This is a genomic window from Bacillus sp. AFS053548, assembly GCF_002575105.1.
Classification (GTDB): domain Bacteria; phylum Bacillota; class Bacilli; order Bacillales; family Bacillaceae_G; genus Gottfriedia.
This window is the reverse complement of the sequence record NZ_NUHI01000008.1, coordinates 136141-162734: the sequence shown is the minus strand read 5'-3', so window position 1 is coordinate 162734 and position 26594 is coordinate 136141. Positions and strand designations below refer to the sequence as shown.

Here is a 26594-nt window from a genome sequence, read left to right as displayed (position 1 = left end):
TTTCTTATCAAACTAACTTTTTTCTCATCATGTTGTAAGGATAGACTTTTTGATCCACTTTAATTTTTATAATTTCTAATGGATGTCTTGCAGCGTCTACTTCTGTTTCATCTTCATTAACAATTACACCAACTGTTTGTTTGAAGTTTTCAATTTCAGGTCCAAAGAATTCAATTTGGTCACCTGGTTTGAAGTAGTTACGTTGTTGAATTGTTGCGATACCAGTTTCATCATCATAGTCTAATACAAGACCTGCAAAATCATACGTTGTTTTTTTGCTATGATTTCCATACATTTGCTCTTTCATTCCTGGGAATCCTTCAAAGAATGAAGAAGCAGTGTCACGATTCGCACATTTATCTAGTTCTTCAACCCATTCTTCTTTAAATTCAAAGTTTTCTGGGTCAGCACAATATGCATCAATTATTTTACGATAAACAGATACAACTGTTGCTACGTAATGAATTGATTTCATACGTCCTTCAATTTTCAAACTATCTACACCCATTTCAATAAATTTAGGAATTGAGCGTAATAAATTTAAATCTTTCGGGCTCATTGCAAATGCTGCATCTTCTTCAGCAAATAAAGCATTTTCTGAAGCACCTGGATTTTGTGACTCAGTTTGAACTAAATCGTAATCCCAACGACATGATTGACAGCATCCACCACGGTTCGAATCACGTGCAGTCATATGATTACTCAAAGTACAACGGCCTGAATAAGCAATACACATTGCTCCATGAATAAATGTTTCAATTTCAACGTCTACTTTTTCTTTGATTTCTTTTATTTCTTCATAACTTGTCTCACGTGCAAGTACTAATCGATGTAATCCTTCTTCTTTCCAGTACTGTGCAGCACGATAATTTGATAAAGATTGTTGTGTACTTAAATGTACCTCTAATTTAGGTGCAGCTTCTTTACATGTTTCAATAATATATGGATCAGCTACAATAATACCTGTAACGCCTGCAGCTTCAATTCCTTGTAAATACTCAACTAATCCGTCCATGTTCTCGTTATGAGCAAATATATTTGTTGTTACATAAATTTTTGCATTAAATTTGTTTGCAAATGCTACCCCTTCAGCCATTTCTTCAATAGAGAAGTTATCTGCATTCGAACGTAAACCAAACTCTCTACCACCAATAAATACAGCATCTGCGCCATATCTTACTGCAATTTTTAATTTTTCTAAATTACCAGCCGGTGCTAATAGCTCAGGTTTTTTCACGATTACACGTTTGCCATCAACTATTTTATCTAATTGTCCAATTGCCATTATTAGTCCTCCTCTTTAATACAAGTAAGGTACAAGGTTCTAAGATACAGCTTTTCCTGATTTCTAGAATTCCCTGGCTTTCCTGCTTTTCCATCATTAATCTAACCCCTATTAATACACTGTTTCTTTAAAGAAGAATCCTGTGTCCAGTGGTCTGTTTACAGGTTGGATTGCTTCGATTTTGTCGAAAAGTTCGTCTTTGATTTCTTCGTAAGCTTCACGGTCTTCTACACATAGGTCTATAGCTTGTCTGTATAGTTTTGTTACTTCAATGATATACTCTGAAGATTTTAAGACACCATCAATTTTGAATGAATCAATACCTGCATCAACTAATTCTTCTAACTCGTTAACAATACAAATATCATTTGGACTCATAATATGCGTTCCATTTTGATCTTCAAAAATTGGATATTTATTATTACGCTCGTGGTCAACTAAGAACATATTTTCTTCGTATTTCTTTTGTTCAACGATTTCTAAATTCTTTCCTTGGTATTCAAAATAGTTACCGACAAGTGAACGTTTTGATTGGAACATAGCAGTCATTCCATGTACTTGTACTTCGATTTCTACTTTAGCATTTTCTTTAATTTCAGCAACAGCTTCAAAGCTTAATTCTCTAGCTAATACCGCACGTTTAGATCCACGTTTACCCCAGTAATTACAAGTAAACCAGTTTGTAGCCGTTGTTTCTGTATTCCAATGTAATTGCATATTAGGTGCAATCGCACGTACTGACATAAGAACTGCAGGATCTCCAAATACAATTGCATCCACATTTGCATCTCTTAAAAAAGCAATATAATCTTCAATTTCGTCAAGAATTTCATTATGGTAAACGCCATTCATCGCTACATATACTTTTACATTTTTTTTATGTGCAATTTCTACTGCTTCTTTTACAGCTTCACGATTAAATTCACCCGCTAAGCGTAATCCAAAACGTTGTTCACCAATAATAACTGCGTCTGCACCAGCATCAGCTAATTTATCTATATCATTTAGGTTAGTTGGCGTAACTAATAATTCAGGCTTAATCATTATTAACTCCCCTTTTCTTACTAATAGCAACTCCATCACCAATTGGTATAATCGTTGAATCATACTTAGGGTGATTCATTAGCCATTCATTGTAATTTTGAATCTTTTTTATTAAAGCTTTCTTTCGTCGATCATCAACTAAATCCGCACTTTCAGCTACTTGGCCTTTAAATAAGACATTATCCGAAATGATTACACCTCTGTCCGATAACAAAGGCTCATATAATTCAAAAAATCGTTTATATTGAGCTTTAGCTGCGTCGATAAAAATAACATCAAATAGTCTGTTCTCAGGCAACTTTTCTTTTAAAAGTAAAGCATCACCTTCTAAAAGTAGAATTCGATTACTGTAATCACTTCGCTCAATAAACTCTTTTGCTTTTCGAATTCTCTCTGCATTTCGCTCCATTGTAACAATCTTCACATTTGGAAACTCTTTTGCCATTCGAATACTTGAATAGCCTATCGCACTACCAATTTCAAGAATGGAAGTTGGCTGTATTAAATAAAGTAAACCAAGCATAAATTCCATACCTGCTTTATCCATTATAGGCACATGATGCTCAAATGCATAAGTTTCCATTTCTTCTATAAAAGGTTCTCTATGTTTATAAAAATTCGCCAAGTATTGACGAACTAAAACGTCATCCATTGCTTATAAAGCCTCCAATAGAAATACAACCTTGTCTAAAAACAAGGTGTAAGTAAAATTTCTGAGTATCTGAATTTTTTTAGACCCGTAATATTCTAACATAAAAAAAAGACCCTTGGCTAGTACCAAGAATAGTTGCAACGCTTTCACTGTTTTTTAATTTACAAAATTCCTCAGTAGATTATTTATACTACTGAGGAATTTAATATTTAGTATACAAGTATTTCCAAGTTTTTATTTTATATGCTTTTCTTTTTCAGTATTGTGCTCTTGTAACGATTTTGTAAAGATTACTTTACCTGTTTTATCAGCAAGGAAATATAAATAATCTGATTTGGCAGGCTCCAGAGCAGCTACAATACTATCAACGCCAGCACTTGCAATTGGCCCTACCGGTAACCCTTTAACATAATAAGTATTATAAGGAGATTTAACTTCTAAATCTTTATATAATACACGTTCTTTATGTTTACCCAATGCATACAAAACTGTTGGATCCGTTTGTAATGGCATTCCTATTTTAAGTCGATTATAAAATACACTTGAAATTAACTTTCGATCTGTTGTACCAGTTGCTTCTTCCTCAATTAACGAGGCCATTGTTAATGTCTGATGAGGCGTAAGTTTTTTGTTACTCATTTCCGCTTTATATTGGTCTAAAATTTTCACTGTTTCATTTAGCATCGGTGTGATAATTTCCTCTAAGCTCGGAGTAAAATCCCCATACATATAAGTTGAAGGATATAAGTACCCTTCTAATGGATAGCGAATTCCAGGTTTAAAAATATCATTCGTTATTAATTGAGGAAACTTTTTTTGTAGCCCCTGAATAAATACTTTATCATTCAACTGTTTTAGTACAGCTGCTTGATCTAATTTAAATTCTTTTGCAATAATCGCTGCGATTTCGTTTAATTGAGAACCTTCAGGAATCATTAAATTCTTTACTGCAACCTGATATTTACCACCTACCTGTAAGTGGTTTACAATCGTTGCAACCCCTTGGTTTTCGCTAAAATGATAATTCCCAGATTTTAGACTAGCGTTGTTATGCAACTTCACATATAGTTTAAAAATTGATGTATTTTTTATTAAGTTTTTCTTTTTAAAAATTGCTGCAATATTATCAACAGAGCTTCCTTCAGGAATTGTTACCAATTTAATTTGTTTATTTGCTGAATTAACAGGTTTTAACATATATTTATAAGTTGCAAAACCCGCTCCAACTACGACAATACAAGCAATAATTAAATATGTAAAAATAAGCATACCTTTGCTTTTTTTATTTGTATTCTTGTATCCATTTTTATCAAAATCATTAAATGTCAAACTTATCTACCTCCTTTTCCACGTTATAGTATACTACAAATATGTGCTAAATCGGCAATTTTCTACATAAAAAAAAAATGCTAAACACTTTTATAAGCGCTTAGCATTTTTAAATCCAGAGATATTATTCTCCTTCTTCTTCGTCAAAGAAAGTGTTTAATACTTCTTCAACCATTTCCCACTCTTCGTCAGATTCGATTGGATATAACTCTCCATCTTCACCATCTTCTGCAGGAATGAAGCTAGATGCATGGTAGATTGGGTCTCCATCTTCATCAAACTCTTGTCCAACCGGACTATAAATTACGTATGATTTACCATAATCATCTGATTCAAAAGTCATGATAATATTACAAAGTATCTCATTACCTTCCTCATCGACAATTGTAATTTGTCTGTCTTCACCGTGTTCCATTTATATCACCTCAATTATTTTAATCCTCTTATGTATAAGTGAATAGTTGGAGGGGCCGCCCAATAAGGTATACTGCAAGTATTGTCGGCCATTCCCCATTCTTCTTTATCACTTTATACTATCTAAGTAGTTTTGTAAAATAACTACTGCTGCCATTTTATCGATTACTTGTTTTCTTTTCTTACGACTTACGTCAGCAGAGATTAGAAAGCGTTCGGCAGCCATTGTTGAAAGTCTTTCATCCCATAGTATAACCGGAAGATTGAATTCTTCTTCAATCATTTTTCCAAAACGCGTACATGCTTCACCACGTTCTCCAATACTTCCGTTCATATTTTTAGGTAAACCTACAACTATTTTTTCGATTTCGTAGCTGTCGATGATTTCTTTTAGTCGGTCTAGTCCAAATTTCTGACGTTCTTCATCAATTTTGACTGTCTCAATACCTTGAGCTGTCCAACCAAGAGCATCACTTACAGCTACACCAATTGTTTTAGTACCTACATCTAGCCCAAGTGCTCTCATTAATTATTCTCCACGATGTTGTAGTAAATAAGATTTAACTAATTCTTCAATGATTTCATCACGTTCTAATTTTTTCATCATACTTCTTGCGTCATTGTGACGAGGAATGTATGCAGGATCACCTGATAATAAGTATCCTACTATTTGATTGATTGGATTATAGCCTTTTTCTTGTAACGCGTCATGAACCTTTAACAAAACTTCATTAACTCGTATATCTTGACCTTCATCTTGCAAACTAAACTTCATCGTTTTATCAAATGAATCCATACAAAGCACCCCACTTATCCGTATATTTTTAGCTAATTACATTGTACCATTTTTATTACGCAGTTACGAATTAGCTAAAAATTTTTATATCTGTTATTGTACACGATTTTTGTATTATTTTGAAATCGTATTCATCCATTTTTCAACAAAAGCAACAGCCTCGTCTAATTTTGAAGGATCTTTACCGCCAGCTTGAGCCATATCAGGACGGCCTCCGCCTCCTCCGCCACAAATTGAAGCAGCTTCTTTTATTAGATTTCCTGCATGATATCCTTGACCTACTAAATCTTTTGTAACACCAGCAATTAAGTTTACTTTACCTTCATTAGCAGAACCAAGTAATACAACAACAGAACCAATTTTATTTTTAAGGTCATCAACCATTGTGCGAAGACTATTCATATCTGCTCCATTTACTTTAGCAGCAACGAATTTTACTCCATTTACTTCTTTCACGTTATTACTAATATTTCCTGCTTCAATATTGCTTAATTTTGAAGAAAGTGATTCATTCTCTTTTTGTACTTGTTTTAAATCTGATTGTAAAGTTTCAATACGAGCAACAACGTCTTTCGTATTTGATTTTAATAGGCTAGCTGCCTCTTTTAGTTGACCAATTTGTTCTTGCATATATTCGTAAGCTGATTTGCCAGTTACTGCTTCAATACGGCGCGTACCAGCTCCAATTCCTGACTCAGAAATTATTTTAAATGTACCGATTGATGCTGTGTTATCAACATGACATCCACCACATAGCTCAAGACTATAATCTCCAACTTGTACTACTCGTACTACATCACCATATTTTTCACCAAATAATGCCATTGCTCCCATTGCTTTTGCTTCAGCAATTGCTTTTTCAGAAATTTGAACTGGAATGCTTTCCCAAATTTTTTCATTCACAATTTTTTCAATTATTTCAAGTTCTTCAGACGTTACTTGACCGAAATGTGAGAAGTCAAAACGTAAGCGTTCTTGATTTACTAATGAACCAGCTTGATTTACATGAGTTCCAAGTACATCCTTTAATGCTTGGTGTAATAAGTGAGTAGCTGTGTGGTTCTTGACAATACTTGAACGGTTAGCTTTATTAATTGTTGATTCAACTTTAGCACCAACTGATAACGCACCTTCAACAACCTTCACTCGATGTAAATTTTGTCCGTTTGGAGCTTTTTGAACATCAAGCACTTCTACCTTTAAACCAGGAGCAGTTAAAGTTCCACGGTCTGCAATTTGACCTCCACTTTCAGCGTAGAAAGGAGTTACATCAAGAATTAAATGAGCTTCTTCGCCATTTGCTACATCTTCAACTTTTTCTCCGTCTTGTACTAGAACAAGAACTGTAGATTCAACCGAACCTTCGCTATAACCTACAAAAGTTGAAGTTTCCTTGATTTCACGAAGTGCTTCACTTTGTACCTGCATTGAGTCAACATCTTGTCTAGCAGAACGAGCACGCTCACGTTGTTTTTCCATTTCAACTTCGAAACCGTCATGATCAACTGTTAATCCTTCTTCTTCTGCATATTCTTCTGTTAATTCAATCGGGAACCCATATGTGTCATAAAGACGGAAAACATCCTCACCTTTAATTATAGAACTTCCTTTTGCTTTCGAATCCTTCATTACATTTGTAAGAAGTGATAATCCTTCATGTAATGTTTCATGGAAACGCTCTTCCTCATTTTTAATTACTTTTTGAATGAACGGTACTTTATCTTTCACATTTGGATAGTAGCTTTCCATAATTTCTGCAACAACTGGAACAAGTTCAAACATAAATGGACGTTCAACACCTAATTTTTTAGCAAAACGAACAGCACGACGGATTAATCGACGTAATACATATCCGCGACCTTCATTTGAAGGAAGAGCGCCATCTGCAACAGCAAAAGATACTGTACGTATATGGTCAGCAATTACTTTAAAAGCAGTATCTTGATCAAATTGTCCATTTCGATATTTTTGTCCAGAAATTGTTTCAACAACATTGATAATCGGCATAAATAAATCAGTGTCAAAGTTTGTGTCTACTTCTTGTAGTACACTTGCCATACGTTCTAAGCCCATGCCAGTATCAATGTTTTTGTTTGGTAATTCAGGGTATTCTTTACGGTCTAAACCATCTTTAGAATTAAATTGAGAGAATACAATATTCCAAATTTCTAAATATCGATCATTTTCTAAATCCTCTTTTAATAATTTAATTCCAATGTTTTCTGGATCATATTTTGTTCCACGATCATAGAAAATCTCTGTACATGGTCCACATGGTCCTTCACCAATTTCCCAGAAGTTACCTTCTAACAGGATAATATGCTCAGTTTCTAATCCTAATTTAATCCATAAATCATACGTTTCTTTATCTTCAGGATAAACAGTAACGAATAATTTTTCTTTTTCAAAACCAAACCATTCAGATGAAGTTAAAAGCTCCCAACCCCATGTTACAGCTTCTTCACGGAAATAATCTCCGATTGAAAAATTACCTAACATTTCAAAAAATGTATGGTGACGAGCTGTTTTCCCAACATTCTCAATATCATTTGTACGAATAGATTTTTGTGAATTTGTTATCCTTGGGTTCTCTGGAATTACTCGACCATCAAAATATTTTTTTAATGTTGCTACACCACTATTAATCCATAATAAAGTTGGATCTTCTACTGGTACTAAAGATGCACTTGGCTCAATAGAGTGACCTTTTTCTTTAAAGAAGTCTAAGTACATTTGGCGAATTTGAGCAGCAGTTAGCTTTTTCATTATATTAACCTCCATTTAGTAAATTTATAATGTTATAAAAACAAAAAAATCCCGTCCCTAAAACAGGGACGAGATGTACTCGCGATACCACCCTGATTATGAATAGAAAGCTTATTGCTTAGGCAAAATACCTCGAAGTCTATTCATCACCTCAAGAGACCGTAACGTGGTCTGACGCGTCAGTGATTAGCTGCATTCAGGAGTAGCTTTTCTGTCACCCTTCATTAAAGTTTCTTTCAGCCTAGGAAACTTCTCTCTTTCGCATACGCTTAAATGGTTTAGTGACATACTTGTTCCTTCAAAATTTTGCAAATATAAATTGTATGAAAAAATAGTATCATTGTCAAAAATGAAAGTCAAGTTGAGAGACGTTCTTTTCTATTACTGTAATAGCGAATAACAGAAATGATAACAACTAATAATGGTACGGCAATTAACAAGCCAATAAAACCAGCTATTTCCCCTGCAACTAATAATGAAAACATAATAATAACTGGATGAATATGAATTGACTTTCCAATTATCATCGGAGAAAGGACGTTACCTTCGATTAATTGTAAAATAATTAATGTAATACCTACTCTAATTAATAAACTTGTCCCTTCCGAAGCGGCTAGAAACAGAGTTGGTACAGCACCAATAACAGGTCCGAAATACGGAATGATATCTGTTAGTCCAATGACCACTCCTAATACTAGCGCATATTTCATTCGAACAATCCATAGAAATATTGTTGCTAATACAAATAGTAAAAAACAAACTAATATTTGACCACGAATATATTTTCCAAATGTATTATTAAGTTCTTTTGCTAAACCTTTTGCTTCATATCGCCATTTGTAAGGGATAATTTTCCAAAACATATTCGATAAGACCTTATAGTCTTTTAAAAAGTAAAAAACGATAAACGGAATGATAAATAGTGAAATAATATTATTTACTAATTGCTTCATCCATTCACCAGATTTATTCAATAATGATAATCCCGATTTTTCAGCACCATTAATCATTAAATCAACACGATTATGAAGAAAAATTGGCATCCTCGAAGTCTTTCGTTCGATTTTTGATAAGAAATTATCATATAATGCCATTACTTTAGGAAAAGCTCTTAAAATATCTTGCCACTGTTGTTTAAAAATAGGGAGTAATAAATAAAGCCCTAATACACACCCTCCAAAAAATAATAAATAGATCAATAAAATCGCAATTACTCGTTTTATCCCTTTATTATGAATATATTCAATTGCTGGATGTAACAAATAGGCAATGATTAAACCAATCAAAAATGGAACCATCGATTTTAAAACACCAATAACAATATGCAAATAAACCGGTTTTAAATAATAAAAAACGATTCCAACTAATCCAATTAGCAAAATTAAACATAATCGGTATATCCATTTTAACTTTAAACCGTCCATAAAAAACCTCCATACTGATAATAGTATGGAGAATTTCAATTAAATTATGTGACTCGTTAAAAATTTTACAAAGTCTTCTCTCTTAACAACATTCAATACACATTTCGTTTTTGCCTCTTTTTCAACGATTGTTAGTTCATTTGGAAACTCCTTCTCTACACTAATTGTCATATAAGCTAATTTCTCTTGTGCACGCCTTGATCTAGTATTTGACTCTTTTGCTCCAGCAAAAACATAGTCCATTTTCAACTCGTTAAAAGCAATTTTTAAAATTTCTATTTTTGAAGCTTCATTATACCCTTGCCCCCAAAATGGAACCCCTATCCAGGTGCCAATATGCCAAATTCCATCACCTCGGTCAATATGCTTTAAACTAGTTATACCAACAACCTCATCTTGCTCATTCAATATTATTCGATTTATTACCTTACCTTCTAATTCCTGCTGAACAATATAGCTAATAAATCCGATTGTATCATCAATATGATCTACTTTTATTCCTAAAACATCTTTCACACCTGGATCTGATGATAACTTAAAAACCTGCTCTGCATACTTTAAATCATTCTTAACAAGCTTAACTCCCACTCCCATATTTACCATCTCTTTTCCATGTTTTTATAAATGATAAAAGAAGATGACCATTTTCTCAATGAAAAAATTTAAAATAAATTAGGAATGTATTGGATTTAATACATTGAATAAACAAAGCACATGTAGTTAAAATGTTTGAGCGGTTTTATAATATCAAAAACTCTAGTAATTGTTTATTCTTGAGAAGTTAGAAAAACAAGTTCAAATGATTATAATTACAAACTGATTAACAAAGCTGTTAAATACTTTATAGACATGTGAAAGTTGCTTTTTTTAAATACGATAATTCTAACCGCAATGGACTTCTTTACAAGGTTAAATACAGTAAAAAAGCACATGCCCTATAGACATGTGCTAAAAAAATTAAAGCATTTTTTTCAATGACTTTCTCATACGTTTCATGTTCTTTGAAGTAAGCCATTTGTTATCGTACATTAACTTCATCGCAAGTGCACCTGCACCTAAACCTAAACCTAATAAAGAGCTTTTTCTAGCCATCAATTACCCACTCCTACATACTAAGTTTTCGATCCTCTTCGTCAAACAAATCATCTAACGAACTTAACGTACCATCTTCTTCAACTTGGTGGGTATAAATTATACCTTTATTAATTGTTAGTTCAATATAACATCCCCAACAATAATATTGATTTACACCTATTTTCCCTAAGTCTTTACTTTGACAATTTGGACAAATCACAACGCTCGCTCCCTTAGCCTAAAAAAGGCAATGTTTCTAAGCATTGTGACCAAATTTTCATAAAAATATACGTTAGTACAGGAATCGTCTTGCACTATATATTCTTAGTCATTTACATGAAATCATAAGGTGAAAGATTTGGTAATTCGTCTGAAAGCTGAAATGGTAAATCTTCGTTTAGTTGTACTTCACCATTTTCAATCCCTTTTAGTTTCATACATAGAGTAGTTTGTCTTTGACCATCATCCGTTCTTCCAATGCCTTGAATAAATGCATCTTGTTCACCGCACATGATTAAGAACTTCTTACTTCTTGTCACTGCAGTGTAAATTAAATTTCTTCGAAGCATTCGATAATAACTTTTAACAATTGGAAGCACAATAATATCAAATTCACTACCTTGAGACTTATGGATTGAACAACAGTAAGCAAGAGTTAATTGAGAAAAATCTGGTCTAGTATAAGTCACTTCATTTCCATCAAATGAAACGATAATAATATCTTGTTGTTCTACATTTTCTTTGGCGAAAAAAATGTTTACAATTTCACCCATATCTCCATTAAAAACATTATTTTCAGGAACGTTTACGAGTTGGAGGACCTTATCACCTGTACGAAAAGTTGTATCACCAAAATTCATTTCACGTTGCTTTTCTTTTTTAGGATTAAACACTTCTTGTAGCCCTTCATTTAGGGCATCAATTCCTGCTGGACCACGATACATCGGTGCTAATACTTGGATATCTCTTACAGGAAAACCTTTTTTATTGGCGTTTTCACACACTTTTTTGACGACTTCAACAACTTGTTGACTTGAACAACCGATAAATGAACGATCTTTTCTTTGTTCAAATAAATCCTCGGATATTGTTCCATCTTTTATATAATGTGCAAGCGTAATAATCGAAGAATCTCCTGATTGACGATAAATATCTTTTAATCGAACGGTTGGAACTGTACCAGAGTTTAATAAATCCTTTAAGACTTGACCTGGGCCAACAGAAGGTAATTGATCCTCATCCCCTACAAAAATGACTTGGCATCCTTCTTGAATACTTTTGAGTAATTGATTCCCTAACCAAACATCGACCATTGAAAACTCATCAATGATCAGTAACTTTCCATTTAAAGGATTTTCCTCATGATGGCTAAACTCCCCTTCTCTTGTCCAACCAAGTAAACGATGGATTGTTACTGCCGGTAATCCAGTTGCTTCACTCATTCTTTTTGCCGCTCTACCTGTAGGTGCTGCAAGCAAATAAGGGAATGGAACATCTTTAGGGTAAGAATGCTGATCTAATGATAAATCATGGATTGTTGAAAACAGATTAACGATTCCTTTAATAACTGTCGTTTTACCTGTACCTGGTCCACCTGTAAGGACCATCATAGCTGACTCCATAGCTTTTTTTATTGCTTGCGCTTGTGAAGGGGCATATTTTACATTCATTTTTGATTCGAGGTCTTCTAGCTCTTTTGCAAATCTAGTTTCAGTCATTTCTCCTAAATCTGGAGCACTGCTTAATAATTTTTGGATCGCATTTACAATGCCTTTCTCAGCATAATAAAGTGCAGATAAATAGATTCTCTCATCTTCCATTACTAGCTTTCCGTCTGCTACCAATCGTTTCATTTCCCGAGAAATGTCGACTGCTTCGACAAGCTCTTTATCCTGTTTCATTAATAATTGTCTAGTTTCATCAATAAACTGATCTTGCGTTATATAAACATGTCCTTCTTGCATCGATAAATGTTCTAAAATATATATACAACCAGCTCGTATCCGATCTGGATGATTTCCTGTAATACCGATTGCTCGACCAATTTCATCTGCTCTTCCAAACCCAATCCCATCCACATCTTCAATTAACTTAAACGGATTTGTTCTGATAACATCTAGAGTTGATTCATTATAGGTCTTATAAATTTTAATCGATAAACCCGTTCCAATACCGTAGCTACTTAAAAAGCTGATTACTTTTTCAAGACCTTGATGAGATAGTATTGTTTCATAAATTTCTTTCGCTTTGGATTTTGCCAGCCCGGGAACACCTTCTAAGCTATCAGCATTATCTAAAATTTTATTAATTGCACCTTCACCTAAATGGTCAACGATTTTCTCAGCTGTTTTCTTTCCAATTCCTTTAAATAAATCTGATGATAAATATTGAATAACACCTTTTTTAGTAGATGGAAGCTCTTTTTCAAATGATGAAATTTGAAATTGTTTACCATACCTCGGATGGTCTTTTACAATCCCCTTAAATGTATATGTTTCATCTTCATTCATTCTTGGTATATTCCCAGTAATGGTCATTTCCTGTTCACAATTTGATAAATTTGTATCAACTACTTTTACCTTTGCAACAGTATAGAAATTTTCTGCATTATAAAAGATGATTGTTGTGATATGCCCTTTAATATATGGTGTCTCATCAACAAACAATTCCATTTCACTTTGGGTTTGCATTTCTCCACCTCCCAGATCTAAACTAGCTTCATTCTACTCTTTATTTTCAATTACTTTTAAAGCGTGCATAGCAAGCATATGATCATCTTGACTTTCAATCGCTTTATTAAAATGGTCTTTCGCAGTTGTAACTTGATCATTAAACATCGCAATTATGCCTAGATTATAATGTGCATCAGCATGAATTTCATCTAATTGTAAAACTTTTTCTAAACTAATTTTTGCTTCATCTAACATTTCTAATTTAGCTAAAGTAAGGCCATATTGGAATAATGCGTCTACATCTTTATCATCAAGCTCAATCGCTCGTTGAAAAAATGGAAGTGCAAAACGATCTTCTCCATTATTAACACAGCATAAACCAATCATAAAATGGACATCACTATCATTCATGCCAAGTTTCACACAATGTTGAAAATGTTTTTTAGCTAATTCAAACTTTCCATCTTCAAAATACACTGTTCCAACTGCATAATGCGCTGCTGCCAATTCCGGATCAATTTCTAAAGCCTTTTCAAAAAAACGACAAGCTCGTTCGACATCTCCCATCGATAGTAAAAGCTGACCAAAATTAACATACGCTAATGAATTAGTAGGATTTTCTTCAATTTCTTTCGTTAAAAAATTAGCTGCATCCTCTAAGTTACCCTCTTGCAGGGCTGCTACTCCACGTTCAAAATTATTCATATATGACACCTCTATGTATTTTCTTTCAATTATTTTTGATAGACTCCATTTTCTATACTAATCAGATTAAGAAACTTAATATATCTATTTAACACTATCACACCATAGTATACATTTCAAAGGAACGTTTCTTCAAAAATTCTACGTTAAATTAAGTATTTCCATTCATAAAAACAACCCCAACCATTATGATTGGGGTAAATAGATTTATCTTAAATAAGTTAATTCATTACCATCGATAAATGCACGATCAATTGTTCCTCCACCTAGGCAGTCTGTCCCGTCGTAAAATACAACAGCTTGGCCTGGAGTGATTGCACGAATATTTTCGTGGCAAAGAATTCTTACTGAGTTATCAGCTAAAATGTGAACTGTTACTTCATTATCTTCAGAACGATAACGGAATTTAGCAGTACATGTAAATGAACCTTCTTTCGGTTTATTTGATGTCCAACTGATATCAGAAGCAAGTACTTCATTACTATAAAGTAACTCATTATGAAAACCTTGTTCAACTAATAAAATATTATTTTTTAAGTCTTTTCCTACAACGAACCAAGGGTCTCCATTTCCACCGATTCCAAGTCCATGACGTTGACCAATTGTATAATACATAAGTCCATCATGTTTACCTTTAACTTCCCCGTTCATTGTTCTCATTTCACCAGGTTGTGCAGGTAAATAATTACTTAGAAATTCTTTAAAGTTACGTTCACCTATGAAGCAAATTCCGGTACTGTCTTTTTTCTTAGCTGTCGCTAAATCTGCCTCTTCAGCAATTTTACGGATTTCTGGCTTTAAATAACCTCCAAGTGGAAACATAACTTTCGATAGTTGTTCTTGACCTAGTTGATTTAGGAAATAAGTTTGGTCTTTATTGCTATCGATTCCTCGTAACATTTTATATTCATCGTCACGGAACTCAACTCCAGCATAATGACCTGTCGCTACATAATCTGCTCCAAGTTCCATTGCATGTTCAAGAAATGCTTTAAACTTAATTTCTTTGTTACACATTACGTCTGGGTTTGGTGTTCTACCTTTTTTATATTCATCTAAGAAATAGGTAAACACTTTATCCCAATATTGCTTTTCAAAATTCACTGCATAATACGGAATTCCTATTTGATTACAAACTGCAATTACATCTTCATAATCTTCAGTTGCTGTACATACGCCAAATTCATCTGTGTCATCCCAGTTTTTCATAAAAATACCGATGACATCATATCCTTGTTGTTTCAATAAATATGCTGTTACAGATGAATCTACACCACCTGACATTCCTACTACTACGCGAGTGTCTTTTGGATCTTTTTTATTCATAAATTATATCCCCTCGCACTTTAAAAATTTATATTTTAACTAATCGTTTGACAATTGAAGATACACGCTCACCAAGTATACGGATTTGTTCGTCTGTATTTCCATAACCAAAACTGAATCGAACCGAAGAACGTATTTTAGGTGAATCTATTCCAAACATTTCAACTAATACATGTGATGGATCTATACTACCAGCTGTACAAGCAGATCCGCTTGAAGCTGCTATACCTGATAAATCAAGGTTTACCAAAAATGATTCAATTGAAATATCTTCAAATGATAAGTTTAACACATGTGGTGCAAAAAACGACTCATTTCCATTCTTTTCAAAACGAATTCCATTTTCTTTTAGAACATTCATTAAGATTTCATGGAAATGCAAATAGCTTTCTATACGTTCATCTCTTTCGATGTGAATTACTTCTACTGCTTTAGCTAATCCAACAATACCAGGAACATTTTCTGTACCCGCACGGCGTTTACGCTCTTGCTGTCCGCCATATTGTAATTGTGTAAAAATTGCATTTTCACTTACATAAAGAAAACCTACACCTTTTGGTCCATTAATTTTATGTGAGGAAATGGATAAAAAGTCGACACCAAGTTCTTCAACATTAATTGGAATTAAGCCGTAAGCTTGTACTGCATCTGTATGGAAATGAGCTTTATGGTTACTAAGAAGTTCACCAATTTCTTTAATTGGTTGAACTGTGCCGATTTCATTATTAACCATCATAATTGATACTAAAATTGTATCATCACGCAGTGCAGCCTTTACATCCTCTACATTCACACGACCTGTATGATCAACAGGTAAATACGTAACCTCAAAGCCTTCCTTTTCAAGAGCTTGGCATGTATGTAATATAGCATGATGCTCAATGCTAGAGGTAATAATGTGCTTACCATATTTTTGATTCGCATAAGCAGCGCCTAACACAGCAAGGTTATCACTTTCCGTTCCACCGCTTGTAAAAATAATTTCATTAACTTTTGATCCTATACTATTCGCACAAACCATGCGTGCAGTATCAATTTTTTGGCGAGCTTGTCGGCCAAATGAATGAATACTAGATGGATTTCCAAAAGTCTCTTGCATTTCTACAACCATCTTTTCAATTACTTCTGGATGCATTGGAGAAGTCGCAGCATGATCTACATAAATACGTTCCATTTTTATTAAACCCTTTCTTTATGAAGCGTTCACCTATCTTTGAACGCATTAAAATTAAATATAAAACATATATCCATTTAAATCATCAGATTCTAATTTTGCTAAATCCTCAAGACTCGTATGGTCTAACACTTCATTAATCGCTTTTTGAACACGAGTCCATAACTCTCTTTGTGCGGGATTTTCATCTTCAAGATTTTCGATTGGTGATAGTGATCCTTCAAGTGCAGTTATCACTTCACCTGCAGAAATTTCATTCGGTTCCTTTGTTAAAATATACCCACCATATGCTCCACGAATACTCTTAACTAATCCTGCATTACGTAATAATGAAATAATTTGTTCTAAATAATGCTCAGAAAGATTTTGTGCTTTCGCAATACTCTTGAGTGAAATTGGTTTATCACAATATCTTTTTGCTAATTCAATCATAACTGTCAGTCCGTATCTACCCTTAGTTGAAATTTTCATTAATTCACTCCGTTCAATAAACTGTATCTCTTATTTTTATCAGATTTATCCTATTTTTAAACTGTAGTATTACAATTATTGTACACTATTTATCCTATAAATTCACATGACAGGAAAAAAATGCACTAAACCAATTGGAAAAGTGCATTATCCATGTAATTGACTAGTCAGGTAAGTTTACTGACTTAAATTTCAACGTTCTATAAATTCTAAAATTTTTTCACTATCATTCTTGCAATTTATCTAGTAATCTAAAAAAACACATGACAAAGATTTTTCAAAAAAAACACCCCTAATGTTATATAGTTTAACTATACGACACTATAGGTGTTATCTATTTCAGTCTGCTTGTTTTTTTCATTTTTTGATTGCTTAACTCTTCAATTTACCAGCACGTACGAATTGAGCGGCTGCCGCTTTTTCATCGAAATCTTCAACATTTTTTCTAGATTCTTTTATGTTGTTTAAAAAGCTTATGACTTGGAATTCGATACTTTTAATTTCGTATTCAGTATCAGCATTTAATAAATCCTCTAATAAATCTAAATAAATGGCTTTCTCTTCGGGTGTTAGCACTAGCCTCATTACATGCCTCCTTCATCTTTTGCCAAGTAAATTATTGAAAATACTACACAATTTGCTTAGAAATATTATGCAGCGAACTTACCCTTTCCCGTTCAGTGTTAAGTGCTCTGCTTAAAAGAAAGCTTTGAGATGAGAGACCAGCTAATATACAGTATCCGATTACCATACGCATATCTTTTAACATGTTTTCTGGTATAAATAAAGAAACAAATAATGTCGCGGCTGTTGCTCCAAATAAAATATCTGCAAGAAAACCTAAATAAAAGCCTTTCTTTCGTCTCACCGGGAGCATAATCGTACCTTTGTTAAACAGGATGTGAAAAATAAATCCGGTCACTCCACCAATGACAACCGCCAGGACATAGAGCTTAACCATGTTCATCCTCCATTCTTAATTTTAGGTACAAAAAAAATTCCTACTTTCGTTTCGAGAATAAGTTAATCGAAATGATCGCTAGGATTGGACAAGTTCTATATAAAATATGAACAGCTTGTTCTTATTATTATAAAAGCATAAAAATAAATTATCAAAACAATTTGTAAAATTTATCCAATTGTGACAAAAAATAAGGTAAAAGACCTGGATTTTTATTTAACCAAATACACTACAAGACTATTTAACTATTTCTCATTACCCTTATTATGATATATTGGAATTAAAAAGAAGCTAGAGGAGGTTTTAAGTTGGCTGTACAAAGAAAATTCAAGAAAATAGTAAATCAATTACGCCACCAAGATCTATATCAGCGCGCAAAAGGCATAGACCAACTTAGAAAGTCTCTTCGATCAGGTGCTTCTATTGAATCATTAATTTATTTATTAGAAGAAGCGGGAAGTAATTTCCCGAAATCAATAGAAGATTGGGATGATGGAAGCTATCACTTAGTTGGATTTTGTTCAGAGTTTGCGCTTCAAGAATTAATAACTCCAATCGAAAAGAATTTTGAAGCATATAGTGAACGAGCAAAACTCCAAGCTCTTTATTTATTAATAAGTCTGAAATCAGAGTTAGCTAGAGATGCTTATATACGAATCATTGAAAAAAATAGTAAACAGTACTCGCTTGATATCGATGTTCAATTCATTTTCGAAGAGACAAATTGGGCTCCAGAACTTGTAAAAAAACTATTAGGTTTAATCGAAAATGAAGAAACTGCCGTTTCAATTTTCCATCTGATTCTATTGTGTAAAAGAAATTCAATTTCTTTACCTTTTTCATCCGCTGAGAACGATTATATAATCGAACAAATTAAAGTTTTATATAAGCTTAGACGAGATTCATATTTAAATTATGATCAAGATTACAACTTAAAATTTGTATACCAGGCTTGGAAGGAATCTTACCTCATCGTTCGAACAGAAATGGGTATTTACCTTCAATTAATGCAATATTATTTTGACGATAGCATGCATGAATATTTAAAAGAAGCAATTGAGTATAGAGATCCTTACCTAAAAGTGGATGCTATTATATCACTGATGGAACATGGCGTACAAATTGAAAAAGAAATCCTTGATTATTGTGCGCATAATATTGAATCAGCGGTATGGTTTTATACAAAATTAAATGAATTTTCAAAGAAAGATATATACACATTTACGGAAGAGCATCAACATAGTTTTGTAAAAAACAGACTGTTTCTTTATTTAATTACTCATGAAGATTTTGGTGTGATTCCCGACGAGATTGAAATTATAAAGCGTTATGATACTTCAAACTATTATGAACAAGAAGTAACTTATTATTTAACTAAATTTCGTAGTCAGCAAGAAAATTGGGAAGAAAATGATTGGATGGCTGCATATGTAGGGGCTTATATTTCTGAACAAATTCCTAGTCCACGATTTTATGATGAAACAATTACAGCATTTACAAAATGGGATAAATATAATGAGGATGAACATAGAACCCAACTTGAATTATTAAATAAAGAAGAAAACGATAAATTAGGTCAAGAAGTCATTTTGGAATCAAAGCCAAGCTGGCATTTTGGTACTTATTTTCTCGGATTTCTAACTGCTGTTAGAACAGGTACTGCTTTTGGAAATCACGATCCTATTTATTTTTTATTACTAGCTTTACTATGGATTATTTTCTTATATAAAGTATATGCAACAATTCAACTTCGAAAAGAATCTAAATTAATTTTAACAAGTAGACAACTAACCTTAAAAAAAGGTAATGAATTGAAGTCAATTGAGCTTCATAAGATAAACCGGATGTCGATCGAACTCCGAAAATGGGGTAAAAACGAAGGTAAAATGGCAGCATATCAACGAAAAGTAAATTATATTGTTTTCTATGATAAAGATGACGAAGAGATTTTATCAATCCCTTCAACTTTTATTAAACCAGATCTACTTTTCCTCGAGATAAAATTATTAACTAATCATTTAGTTGATTCTCCAACTATTGAAGTGTTTGAAAATGATGTTAGTGCTTAAAGTCGAGACTCAGACTGCCCGAAAACGCTCGCTTTCTTCGTTGCTTCGCCTGTCTGCGGTGCTCATTACCGTCAAAGGTAACTCCGCTCCTCGAAAGACAAGCGCTTGCAATTAGTCTGAGAATCAAGTTTTTAGGACATTGTTTACACACCGAGTCGAGATTGTATCTCGACTTTTTTTATTCATGTTCCGTTCATATTAGGTTGTTATGATATTCCTTAAAGATTTTTATTCTAAATTACATATATCAAACTAAATATCGGGGGACAGGTTAATTTATGAATTCTAAAAAAAGTTGGTGGATTTTATTTATTATTTCGCTTTGTGTCATTGTTCCATTTATGGCACCTTATTTTCTTATAGATCCAGAGAAAAGTCGTATCCAAATTAGTTCAACTTCAATTCAATATCCTGCTTTAATTACACATATCTTTTTTGCATTTATTGCTTTAATTGCTGGATTTTTACAGTTTGTAAAAAAGATTAGATCTCGTTATCCGAGAATCCATCGAATAATTGGAACTATTTACTTTACTAGCGTTTTTATAAGTGGAATTTTGTCATTGATAGTAATATTTTATATTGAAAATTTTTCAAAAGTAATGTCTTTTCTTGTTTTAGCTTTACTTTGGATTTTCACTACAATTAAAGGTATTCATAGCGCTAAGAAGAAAAATTACATAGCTCACCAAATCTGGATGACTCGAAGTTTTGGAATCACTTTAGTAGCAGTAAGTGGTCGAGTTTTAGTGCCATTTATATTATTAGCCTACTTTTTACTAAATGGATTGCATATACCTGGTGGAAGAGAGCGAATGGTTGAAGAAGCCCTAAATGTTAATATATGGGTAGGTTTACTAATAAATTTAATCATAATTGAGTGGATCATATTAAAAAGGAAGGTAGATTAAGCGACCAATTTCGCTTTATATCTACCTTCCTTTTTAATTTTTGACTTAATTACGATTTTTCTTAAACTGCTGTAGTTTTTCAAAAATAGCCCCGTAACGTTTTTCGTTACCTGCTTCTTTTGGTTTATAGTAAACTTGATTTACTAATCGATCTGGAAGATATTGTTGATTTACCCACCCGCCAAAATTACCTAAAGGATGATCATGCGGATAAATATAACCGATCCCATGCCCCATATCCTTTGCTCCAGCATAATGACTATCTTTTAAATGTGCTGGGATATCATCATGTAGCCCACTTCTTACATCATTTAATGCTCGATCAATTGATGTTACACTAGAATTAGATTTGGATGACAAACAAAGCTCAATTACTGCATTTGAAAGAATAATTCTTGCTTCAGGAAATCCAACTTGCTTTGCGGCTTCACAAGCAAGGACAATCTTCCATGGATCGCCAGCTAGTCCGATATCCTCATAAGCAATCACTAATAATCTTCGAATAATGCTAGTTAAATCGCCCGCTTCAATGAGCCTCGCCAAATAATAAAGTGCTGCATTTACATCACTTCCACGAATACTCTTTTGGAAACCAGACAATGTGTCATAATGAAAGTCTCCATTTTTATCATGATTAAAACCTTTTGAACGAAGAAATTCATCAATAATTTCATCTTGTACTACAATTGTTCCGTCAGACTCTTTTGTTGATCCGTATACAATTGACTCCAAAATATTTAATGATGATCTTGCATCTCCGTTTACTCCATGAGCAATTTTTAAAATTTGTTCCTCTGAAATTTGGATTTGCAAATTTCCTAATCCCCTATCCTCATCTCTTAAGGCTTTATCTAATAATTTATAAATATGTTTTGGTAAAAGCGGTTCTAATTTTAAAATGTGGTTACATCGAGAGCGTATTGCACTGTTAACATCGTGGTATGGATTCTCAGTTGTTGCCCCAATTAACGTGATAAACCCGCTTTCTACATATGATAATAAATAATCCTGTTGCAGCTTTGACCAACGATGAATTTCATCTGCAAAAAGAATGATCTCACCGAACATTTTCGCCTCATGAACGATATCCTCAAGTTCTTTTTTACCAGAAGTAGTCGCATTTACAGTGACAAAACGTTTATCAACAGTACCAGCAATTGCATGGGCAAACGATGTCTTACCTATTCCAGGTTCCCCGTGTATTAACATTGAAGGAACTCGTCCGTTATGTATTAATCGATATAAGGCTGATTCTTTTCCGATAATTTTTTCCTGACCAATTAATTCATCAATCGTTCTTGGTCTCATACGGTATGCTAGAGGTTCATGACTCATTTTTCTCCCTCCTTTATAACTCTTTTTACTATTGTAATTGAATTGGAAACATTTTTCATCTGCACCCCGCAAATATTTCTTTTTACTAACAATTTATTTGGTGAAGATAATAATAGATGAAATTAAGAAGGTGAAAAAAATGAATGCCCCAAAAACAAAATGGTCACTTGAAGATGAAAACACATTAATTGAACTAGTTGAAAAATACGAAAGTAAAGGTAAATCAAAGCAAGAAGCATTTGAAATGGTAGCAAATATTATTAATCGGACAAAGACAGCATGTGCTTCTAGATACCGAAAACTATCAAAAGATCAATTTAGTGAAATGAACAAACCTAAAGAAGTTTTAAATAAGCCTATAAATCCTCCTTCACTAAATATTGAAATGGTCATCCAATTCTTAATGAATTTCGAACAAAAGCATCAAGCTTCGGAGGAAAATAAGCAGTTAAAGGAAAAAGTAGTTAAATTAAAATTTGAAAATGAAAATTTAAATAAAAAAATTGTTAATTTAAAAACATTAATCCAAAAGAAACAAAATGTATTGATCAATCTAATAGAATAAATTTGGACAAAATAATGTAAAACATTCACAGTATATTAACACTTGTACTATTGTATAATGAAGTAACAAAATGCATGCAATAGTAAGGAGTATAATGAAATGAATTGGAAAAAAGGCGGTTTATGGATTATTATATTTTTTATTATTAAAGGTACGTTATCTACACTTTTAATTGTTACCGGTGCTAAATACTTTAACTTATCATATCTCCAAATTCTACTTCTTGTAGTTGGACTATTAGTTATTTCTCTAATTGGACGTCAATTTGTGAGAAGACGTAAAAATAGAGTTAAAAATGAGAAGGATTTAAATATGTAACCTATTATTCCCTTTAAGGTAATGTGTCCGAACAGACTAAAAACCCCCAATAAATTTGGGGGTAATGTGTAGACAAAGTACAACTTGAATTTTCAGGCTGGTTGCAGCGCTTGTCTTTCGAGGCACGAAGCCTAGCGAGGAGCGGAGTTACCTAAAACGGTAATGAGCACCGTTGACAGGCGAAGCAACGAAAAAAGCGAGCGTTTTCGGGCAGTCAGAACCCCCAATAAATTTGGGGGTCTTTTTTATTTATTTGGCTTACGTTTATTCATTTCAATCGATTCCATATCGTTAACGACGCCATCTTTGCCAACTTTACCATTTTTCTCGACAACATTATTTTTCTTTTTATACTTAACATTAATCCGATTGGATAAATTATCTACATGATGCTGTTTTGAATCTTTTTCCACGTCACTGGTACTACTACAAGCAGTTAATATTGTTAAAGATAATCCGAAAGTACAAAATATCTTCAAGGCTTTATTCAACATCAAACACCTCCTATAGAAGGTAGTTTTTACATTAATAAATAAAAAAACTGTAGGAAATTAATTCCTACAGTCAGCTTGTTATCATTATTCGTTATTCTTTTCCTACACGCTGAATTTCAATGTCCTTTATTAATTCACGAACTGCATGACTAGCTGCGATTAAGCCAGCAACTGATGGCACAAAGGCGTTTGAAGATGGTGGCATTTTTGCTTTACGAATTTTTGTATTTTCATCTGGTACAATTTCTTTACGTACATCTTCACGAATAACAATAGGACTTTCATCTGAATAGACAACTGTTACTCCTTTTTGAATACCTTCTTTGCGAAGTTTAGTTCGAATAACCTTTGCAATAGGATCGTGAGTTGTTTTTGATATATCAGCAATTTTAAATCGAGTTGGATCCATCTTATTAGCAGCACCCATACTTGAAATAAGTGGAATTCCACGACGACGACACTCTTTAATTAAGTGAATTTTATATGTAATTGTATCAGAAGCATCAATTACATAATCTAATGGAATTTCGAAAAACTTTTCAAATGTTTCTTCTGTATAAAACATTCTATGTGTAATTACTTCGCACTCAGGATTAATCTCAAGAATACGTTGCTTCATCATTTCTACTTTAGGCTCTCCAACTGTTGATAATAAAGCATGAATTTGTCTATTCACGTTTGTAATATCAATAACATCTTTATCCACTAATATTAAACGTCCGACTCCAGAACGCGCTAAAGCTTCAGCAGAAAATGAGCCAACGCCTCCAATACCTAAAATAGCTACCGTACTGTTTTGTAATCGCTCTAAACCCGCTTTACCAAAAGCAAGCTCATTACGAGAAAATTGGTGTAACATTTATTCAACTCCCACTATCTTAATCAGATTACAATGATTTAAATATACATGATACAAGCTATTTACATCAAGCTTGAATTAAAGAAAAACAGAATTTATCTTAATCCTTCAACAGAAAAAGGAAAGGATTAAGAAAATTAATTCCTTCACCCTTCCTTTTTATTTTACTCTTCTACAGTTGTTTTTAACGCTAATTCTTCTAATTGTGCAGAAGAAACTGGACTTGGTGCATTTGTTAATAGACAACTTGCTGATGCTGTTTTAGGGAATGCAATTGTGTCACGTAAATTTGAGCGACCTGCAAGTAACATAACAATTCGGTCTAAACCTAGCGCAATTCCGCCGTGTGGTGGAGTTCCGTATTCAAATGCTTCCATTAAGAAACCAAATTGCGCTTGTGCTTCTTCTTCAGAAAATCCTAAGCATTTGAACATTTTTTCTTGTATGTCTCTTTCGTAAATTCGAACTGATCCTCCACCAAGCTCGTAACCATTTAGTACTAAGTCATAAGCTTGAGCTTTTACACTACCTGGATCTGTATCTAATTTATCAATATCTTCACGAACAGGTGAAGTGAATGGATGATGAGCAGCAAAATAACGATTTAAATCTGCATCATACTCAAGTAATGGCCAGTCAGTAACCCATAAGAAATTGAATTTAGATTGATCAATTAAATCTAAGTCTTTACCAAGTTTTAATCGAAGTGCACCTAAGCTATTTGCAACTACTGAAGCATCTGAAGCTACAAATAATATTAAGTCTCCTGCTTCCGCCTCTACAGCTAATTTTAATGTAGCAAATTCTTCTTCACTAAAGAATTTAGCGATTGGACCTTTGAAACCATCTTCTTCAAGTTTTAACCAAGCAAGACCTTTTGCTCCATAACGACCAGCATATTCTTGAAGACCATCGATGTCTTTACGAGAATAATTTGCTGCTTGACCTTTTACATTTAAACATTTTACTTGGCCACCATTTTCAACAGCTGAAGTAAATACTTTAAATCCACTTTCTTTAGCAAAAGAAGAAACATCAATTAACTCTAATCCGAAACGAGTATCAGGCTTATCAGAACCGTAGCGATTCATCGCTTCATCATAGCACATACGCGGAAGTGGAGTAACTATGTCAACACCTTTTGTTTCCTTCATCATTTTAACCATCATTCTTTCGGACATTTCCATTATTTCCTCTTGAGAAAGGAAGCTAGTTTCAATGTCTATTTGAGTAAATTCTGGTTGACGGTCAGCACGTAAATCTTCGTCACGGAAGCATCGTGCAATTTGGAAATAGCGTTCAAATCCTGAAACCATTAATAATTGTTTAAAAATTTGAGGTGATTGTGGTAATGCATAGAACTCACCTGGGTGTACACGGCTAGGTACTAGATAGTCACGAGCACCTTCTGGTGTACTCTTTGTTAAAATTGGCGTTTCAACTTCTAAGAAGTCTTCACCATCTAAGAAATCACGAATTGATTTTGTAATTTTTGAACGTAACTTAAATGTGTCATACATAACTGGACGACGTAGATCTAAATAACGATATTTTAAACGAAGGTCTTCTGCTACCTCCGTTTTATTTTCAATTGCAAATGGAGGATTCTTAGCTTTATTAATAATCTCAAGCTTTTCAACAGAAACTTCAATGGCTCCCGTTTCAAGATTTGTATTAGCTGTACCTTCACCACGAGATACAACTTTCCCGTGAACGTGAAGTATAAATTCATTACGTACAGTTTCAGCTAGAGCTAAAGCTTCACCTGAAGTTTCAGGATTAAAAACGATTTGTACAAGTCCAGAACGGTCACGTAAATCAATAAAAATTAATCCACCTAAATCACGTCTTTTTTGTACCCATCCTTTAAGCGTTACACTTTGACCGATATGTGATTCTCTTAGTTCTCCACATAAATGCGTTCGTTGTTCCATTTTCAATTCCCCCATT

General features: G+C 33.3%; 27 protein-coding genes. 4 read left to right on the top strand and 23 right to left on the bottom strand.

Translation table 11 applies throughout. From position 1 onward, the window contains the following. Positions 1 to 7: 7 nt before the first annotated feature. The 19 genes from CN946_RS05695 to CN946_RS05605 all read right to left on the bottom strand — a co-directional run bounded on the left by CN946_RS05695 (position 8) and on the right by CN946_RS05605 (position 18093). Positions 8 to 1285 carry a peptidase U32 family protein gene (locus CN946_RS05695; protein WP_098860252.1) on the bottom strand — a complete coding sequence of 426 codons (1278 nt, stop codon included), beginning with the start codon at positions 1283 to 1285 and terminating at the stop codon, positions 8 to 10. A gap of 111 nt (positions 1286 to 1396) precedes the next feature. Then, the gene (locus CN946_RS05690) at positions 1397 to 2329 is read right to left on the bottom strand and encodes a peptidase U32 family protein (RefSeq protein WP_098860251.1); all 933 of its coding nucleotides are present in this window, start codon (positions 2327 to 2329) and stop codon (positions 1397 to 1399) included. After that, complete coding sequence (locus CN946_RS05685) at positions 2322 to 2981, bottom strand: O-methyltransferase (RefSeq protein WP_098860250.1); 660 nt, start codon at positions 2979 to 2981, stop codon at positions 2322 to 2324. Before CN946_RS05685 ends, CN946_RS05690 begins: the two co-directional genes overlap by 8 nt. Positions 2982 to 3215: 234 nt before the next feature. After that, positions 3216 to 4250: an endolytic transglycosylase MltG gene (mltG, locus tag CN946_RS05680; RefSeq protein ID WP_098860268.1), complete on the bottom strand. Its 1035-nt coding sequence runs from the start codon at positions 4248 to 4250 to the stop codon at positions 3216 to 3218. Positions 4251 to 4434: 184 nt separating this feature from the next. Further along, on the bottom strand, positions 4435 to 4725 hold the full coding sequence (locus CN946_RS05675; protein WP_098428346.1) for a DUF1292 domain-containing protein: 291 nt from the start codon (positions 4723 to 4725) through the stop codon (positions 4435 to 4437). Between the two features lie 108 nt (positions 4726 to 4833). Continuing rightward, positions 4834 to 5250 carry a Holliday junction resolvase RuvX gene (ruvX, locus tag CN946_RS05670; protein WP_069035132.1) on the bottom strand — a complete coding sequence of 139 codons (417 nt, stop codon included), beginning with the start codon at positions 5248 to 5250 and terminating at the stop codon, positions 4834 to 4836. A 3-nt stretch (positions 5251 to 5253) separates the two neighbouring features. Continuing rightward, positions 5254 to 5520, bottom strand: a complete 267-nt coding sequence (locus tag CN946_RS05665) for an IreB family regulatory phosphoprotein (protein WP_069035133.1) — start codon at positions 5518 to 5520, stop codon at positions 5254 to 5256. Between the two features lie 114 nt (positions 5521 to 5634). Beyond that, positions 5635 to 8286, bottom strand: a complete 2652-nt coding sequence (gene alaS, locus CN946_RS05660; protein ID WP_098860249.1) for an alanine--tRNA ligase — start codon at positions 8284 to 8286, stop codon at positions 5635 to 5637. Between the two features lie 356 nt (positions 8287 to 8642). Continuing rightward, positions 8643 to 9710: an AI-2E family transporter gene (locus CN946_RS05655; protein WP_098860248.1), complete on the bottom strand. Its 1068-nt coding sequence runs from the start codon at positions 9708 to 9710 to the stop codon at positions 8643 to 8645. A gap of 39 nt (positions 9711 to 9749) precedes the next feature. Beyond that, positions 9750 to 10304 (bottom strand): GNAT family N-acetyltransferase, encoded by a 555-nt coding sequence (locus CN946_RS05650; protein WP_098860247.1) that lies wholly within the window; start codon positions 10302 to 10304, stop codon positions 9750 to 9752. Between the two features lie 363 nt (positions 10305 to 10667). After that, entirely contained in the window at positions 10668 to 10802 is a 135-nt protein-coding gene (locus CN946_RS05645) for a DUF3918 family protein (protein ID WP_082459514.1), read from the bottom strand. Positions 10803 to 10815: 13 nt separating this feature from the next. Then, entirely contained in the window at positions 10816 to 11004 is a 189-nt protein-coding gene (locus CN946_RS05640) for a hypothetical protein (RefSeq protein WP_098860246.1), read from the bottom strand. 112 nt (positions 11005 to 11116) lie between these two features. Further along, positions 11117 to 13474, bottom strand: a complete 2358-nt coding sequence (recD2, locus tag CN946_RS05635) for an SF1B family DNA helicase RecD2 (RefSeq protein WP_098860245.1) — start codon at positions 13472 to 13474, stop codon at positions 11117 to 11119. Positions 13475 to 13507: 33 nt separating this feature from the next. Further along, positions 13508 to 14161, bottom strand: a complete 654-nt coding sequence (locus CN946_RS05630; protein ID WP_098860244.1) for a tetratricopeptide repeat protein — start codon at positions 14159 to 14161, stop codon at positions 13508 to 13510. Positions 14162 to 14368: 207 nt separating this feature from the next. Next, positions 14369 to 15487, bottom strand: a complete 1119-nt coding sequence (gene mnmA / locus CN946_RS05625; RefSeq protein ID WP_098860243.1) for a tRNA 2-thiouridine(34) synthase MnmA — start codon at positions 15485 to 15487, stop codon at positions 14369 to 14371. Between the two features lie 28 nt (positions 15488 to 15515). Further along, positions 15516 to 16661 carry a cysteine desulfurase family protein gene (locus tag CN946_RS05620; RefSeq protein ID WP_098860242.1) on the bottom strand — a complete coding sequence of 382 codons (1146 nt, stop codon included), beginning with the start codon at positions 16659 to 16661 and terminating at the stop codon, positions 15516 to 15518. A 54-nt stretch (positions 16662 to 16715) separates the two neighbouring features. Then, positions 16716 to 17132, bottom strand: a complete 417-nt coding sequence (gene cymR, locus CN946_RS05615; RefSeq protein WP_056472685.1) for a cysteine metabolism transcriptional regulator CymR — start codon at positions 17130 to 17132, stop codon at positions 16716 to 16718. A gap of 372 nt (positions 17133 to 17504) precedes the next feature. Further along, positions 17505 to 17717 carry a hypothetical protein gene (locus tag CN946_RS05610; protein ID WP_056472680.1) on the bottom strand — a complete coding sequence of 71 codons (213 nt, stop codon included), beginning with the start codon at positions 17715 to 17717 and terminating at the stop codon, positions 17505 to 17507. A gap of 43 nt (positions 17718 to 17760) precedes the next feature. Further along, complete coding sequence (locus tag CN946_RS05605; protein ID WP_056472677.1) at positions 17761 to 18093, bottom strand: DUF4257 domain-containing protein; 333 nt, start codon at positions 18091 to 18093, stop codon at positions 17761 to 17763. A 308-nt stretch (positions 18094 to 18401) separates the two neighbouring features. Between CN946_RS05605 and CN946_RS05600 the strand changes: the two genes are divergently transcribed. Next, positions 18402 to 20162 carry a hypothetical protein gene (locus tag CN946_RS05600; RefSeq protein ID WP_098860241.1) on the top strand — a complete coding sequence of 587 codons (1761 nt, stop codon included), beginning with the start codon at positions 18402 to 18404 and terminating at the stop codon, positions 20160 to 20162. 278 nt (positions 20163 to 20440) lie between these two features. Beyond that, complete coding sequence (locus CN946_RS05595; protein ID WP_098860240.1) at positions 20441 to 21073, top strand: DUF2306 domain-containing protein; 633 nt, start codon at positions 20441 to 20443, stop codon at positions 21071 to 21073. Between the two features lie 45 nt (positions 21074 to 21118). On the opposite strand, the gene CN946_RS05590 is transcribed toward CN946_RS05595, so the two are convergent. Then, a complete protein-coding gene (locus CN946_RS05590; protein WP_098860239.1) occupies positions 21119 to 22408 on the bottom strand; it encodes a replication-associated recombination protein A in 1290 nt (429 codons plus the stop codon). A gap of 139 nt (positions 22409 to 22547) precedes the next feature. Here CN946_RS05590 and CN946_RS05585 point away from each other — a divergent pair, with 139 nt between their 5' ends. Together CN946_RS05585 and CN946_RS05580 are read left to right on the top strand one after the other, a co-directional pair. After that, positions 22548 to 22973, top strand: coding sequence for an SANT/Myb-like DNA-binding domain-containing protein (locus CN946_RS05585; RefSeq protein ID WP_098860238.1), 426 nt, complete (start codon positions 22548 to 22550; stop codon positions 22971 to 22973). Positions 22974 to 23072: 99 nt separating this feature from the next. Next, complete coding sequence (locus CN946_RS05580; RefSeq protein WP_098860237.1) at positions 23073 to 23291, top strand: hypothetical protein; 219 nt, start codon at positions 23073 to 23075, stop codon at positions 23289 to 23291. A gap of 245 nt (positions 23292 to 23536) precedes the next feature. Here the strand turns inward: CN946_RS05580 and CN946_RS05575 are convergent, their stop codons facing one another. The 3 genes from CN946_RS05575 to aspS all read right to left on the bottom strand — a co-directional run bounded on the left by CN946_RS05575 (position 23537) and on the right by aspS (position 26578). After that, a complete protein-coding gene (locus CN946_RS05575; RefSeq protein WP_098860236.1) occupies positions 23537 to 23785 on the bottom strand; it encodes a hypothetical protein in 249 nt (82 codons plus the stop codon). 91 nt (positions 23786 to 23876) lie between these two features. Then, positions 23877 to 24644 (bottom strand): tRNA threonylcarbamoyladenosine dehydratase, encoded by a 768-nt coding sequence (locus tag CN946_RS05570; protein ID WP_069035148.1) that lies wholly within the window; start codon positions 24642 to 24644, stop codon positions 23877 to 23879. A gap of 164 nt (positions 24645 to 24808) precedes the next feature. Next, positions 24809 to 26578 carry an aspartate--tRNA ligase gene (aspS, locus tag CN946_RS05565; protein ID WP_098860235.1) on the bottom strand — a complete coding sequence of 590 codons (1770 nt, stop codon included), beginning with the start codon at positions 26576 to 26578 and terminating at the stop codon, positions 24809 to 24811. Between the last annotated feature and the right edge of the window lie 16 nt (positions 26579 to 26594).

Coding starts and splice junctions, on each gene's coding strand:
- CN946_RS05695 (WP_098860252.1), bottom strand. CDS start 1,285: ATGGCAATTGGACAATTAGATAAAATAGTTGATGGCAAACGTGTAATC.
- CN946_RS05690 (WP_098860251.1), bottom strand. CDS start 2,329: ATGATTAAGCCTGAATTATTAGTTACGCCAACTAACCTAAATGATATA.
- CN946_RS05685 (WP_098860250.1), bottom strand. CDS start 2,981: ATGGATGACGTTTTAGTTCGTCAATACTTGGCGAATTTTTATAAACAT.
- mltG (WP_098860268.1), bottom strand. CDS start 4,250: ATGCTTATTTTTACATATTTAATTATTGCTTGTATTGTCGTAGTTGGA.
- CN946_RS05675 (WP_098428346.1), bottom strand. CDS start 4,725: ATGGAACACGGTGAAGACAGACAAATTACAATTGTCGATGAGGAAGGT.
- ruvX (WP_069035132.1), bottom strand. CDS start 5,250: ATGAGAGCACTTGGGCTAGATGTAGGTACTAAAACAATTGGTGTAGCT.
- CN946_RS05665 (WP_069035133.1), bottom strand. CDS start 5,520: ATGGATTCATTTGATAAAACGATGAAGTTTAGTTTGCAAGATGAAGGT.
- alaS (WP_098860249.1), bottom strand. CDS start 8,286: ATGAAAAAGCTAACTGCTGCTCAAATTCGCCAAATGTACTTAGACTTC.
- CN946_RS05655 (WP_098860248.1), bottom strand. CDS start 9,710: ATGGACGGTTTAAAGTTAAAATGGATATACCGATTATGTTTAATTTTG.
- CN946_RS05650 (WP_098860247.1), bottom strand. CDS start 10,304: ATGGGAGTGGGAGTTAAGCTTGTTAAGAATGATTTAAAGTATGCAGAG.
- CN946_RS05645 (WP_082459514.1), bottom strand. CDS start 10,802: ATGGCTAGAAAAAGCTCTTTATTAGGTTTAGGTTTAGGTGCAGGTGCA.
- recD2 (WP_098860245.1), bottom strand. CDS start 13,474: ATGCAAACCCAAAGTGAAATGGAATTGTTTGTTGATGAGACACCATAT.
- CN946_RS05630 (WP_098860244.1), bottom strand. CDS start 14,161: ATGAATAATTTTGAACGTGGAGTAGCAGCCCTGCAAGAGGGTAACTTA.
- mnmA (WP_098860243.1), bottom strand. CDS start 15,487: ATGAATAAAAAAGATCCAAAAGACACTCGCGTAGTAGTAGGAATGTCA.
- CN946_RS05620 (WP_098860242.1), bottom strand. CDS start 16,661: ATGGAACGTATTTATGTAGATCATGCTGCGACTTCTCCAATGCATCCA.
- cymR (WP_056472685.1), bottom strand. CDS start 17,132: ATGAAAATTTCAACTAAGGGTAGATACGGACTGACAGTTATGATTGAA.
- CN946_RS05610 (WP_056472680.1), bottom strand. CDS start 17,717: ATGAGGCTAGTGCTAACACCCGAAGAGAAAGCCATTTATTTAGATTTA.
- CN946_RS05605 (WP_056472677.1), bottom strand. CDS start 18,093: ATGGTTAAGCTCTATGTCCTGGCGGTTGTCATTGGTGGAGTGACCGGA.
- CN946_RS05595 (WP_098860240.1), top strand. CDS start 20,441: ATGAATTCTAAAAAAAGTTGGTGGATTTTATTTATTATTTCGCTTTGT.
- CN946_RS05590 (WP_098860239.1), bottom strand. CDS start 22,408: ATGAGTCATGAACCTCTAGCATACCGTATGAGACCAAGAACGATTGAT.
- CN946_RS05585 (WP_098860238.1), top strand. CDS start 22,548: ATGAATGCCCCAAAAACAAAATGGTCACTTGAAGATGAAAACACATTA.
- CN946_RS05580 (WP_098860237.1), top strand. CDS start 23,073: ATGAATTGGAAAAAAGGCGGTTTATGGATTATTATATTTTTTATTATT.
- CN946_RS05575 (WP_098860236.1), bottom strand. CDS start 23,785: ATGTTGAATAAAGCCTTGAAGATATTTTGTACTTTCGGATTATCTTTA.
- CN946_RS05570 (WP_069035148.1), bottom strand. CDS start 24,644: ATGTTACACCAATTTTCTCGTAATGAGCTTGCTTTTGGTAAAGCGGGT.
- aspS (WP_098860235.1), bottom strand. CDS start 26,578: ATGGAACAACGAACGCATTTATGTGGAGAACTAAGAGAATCACATATC.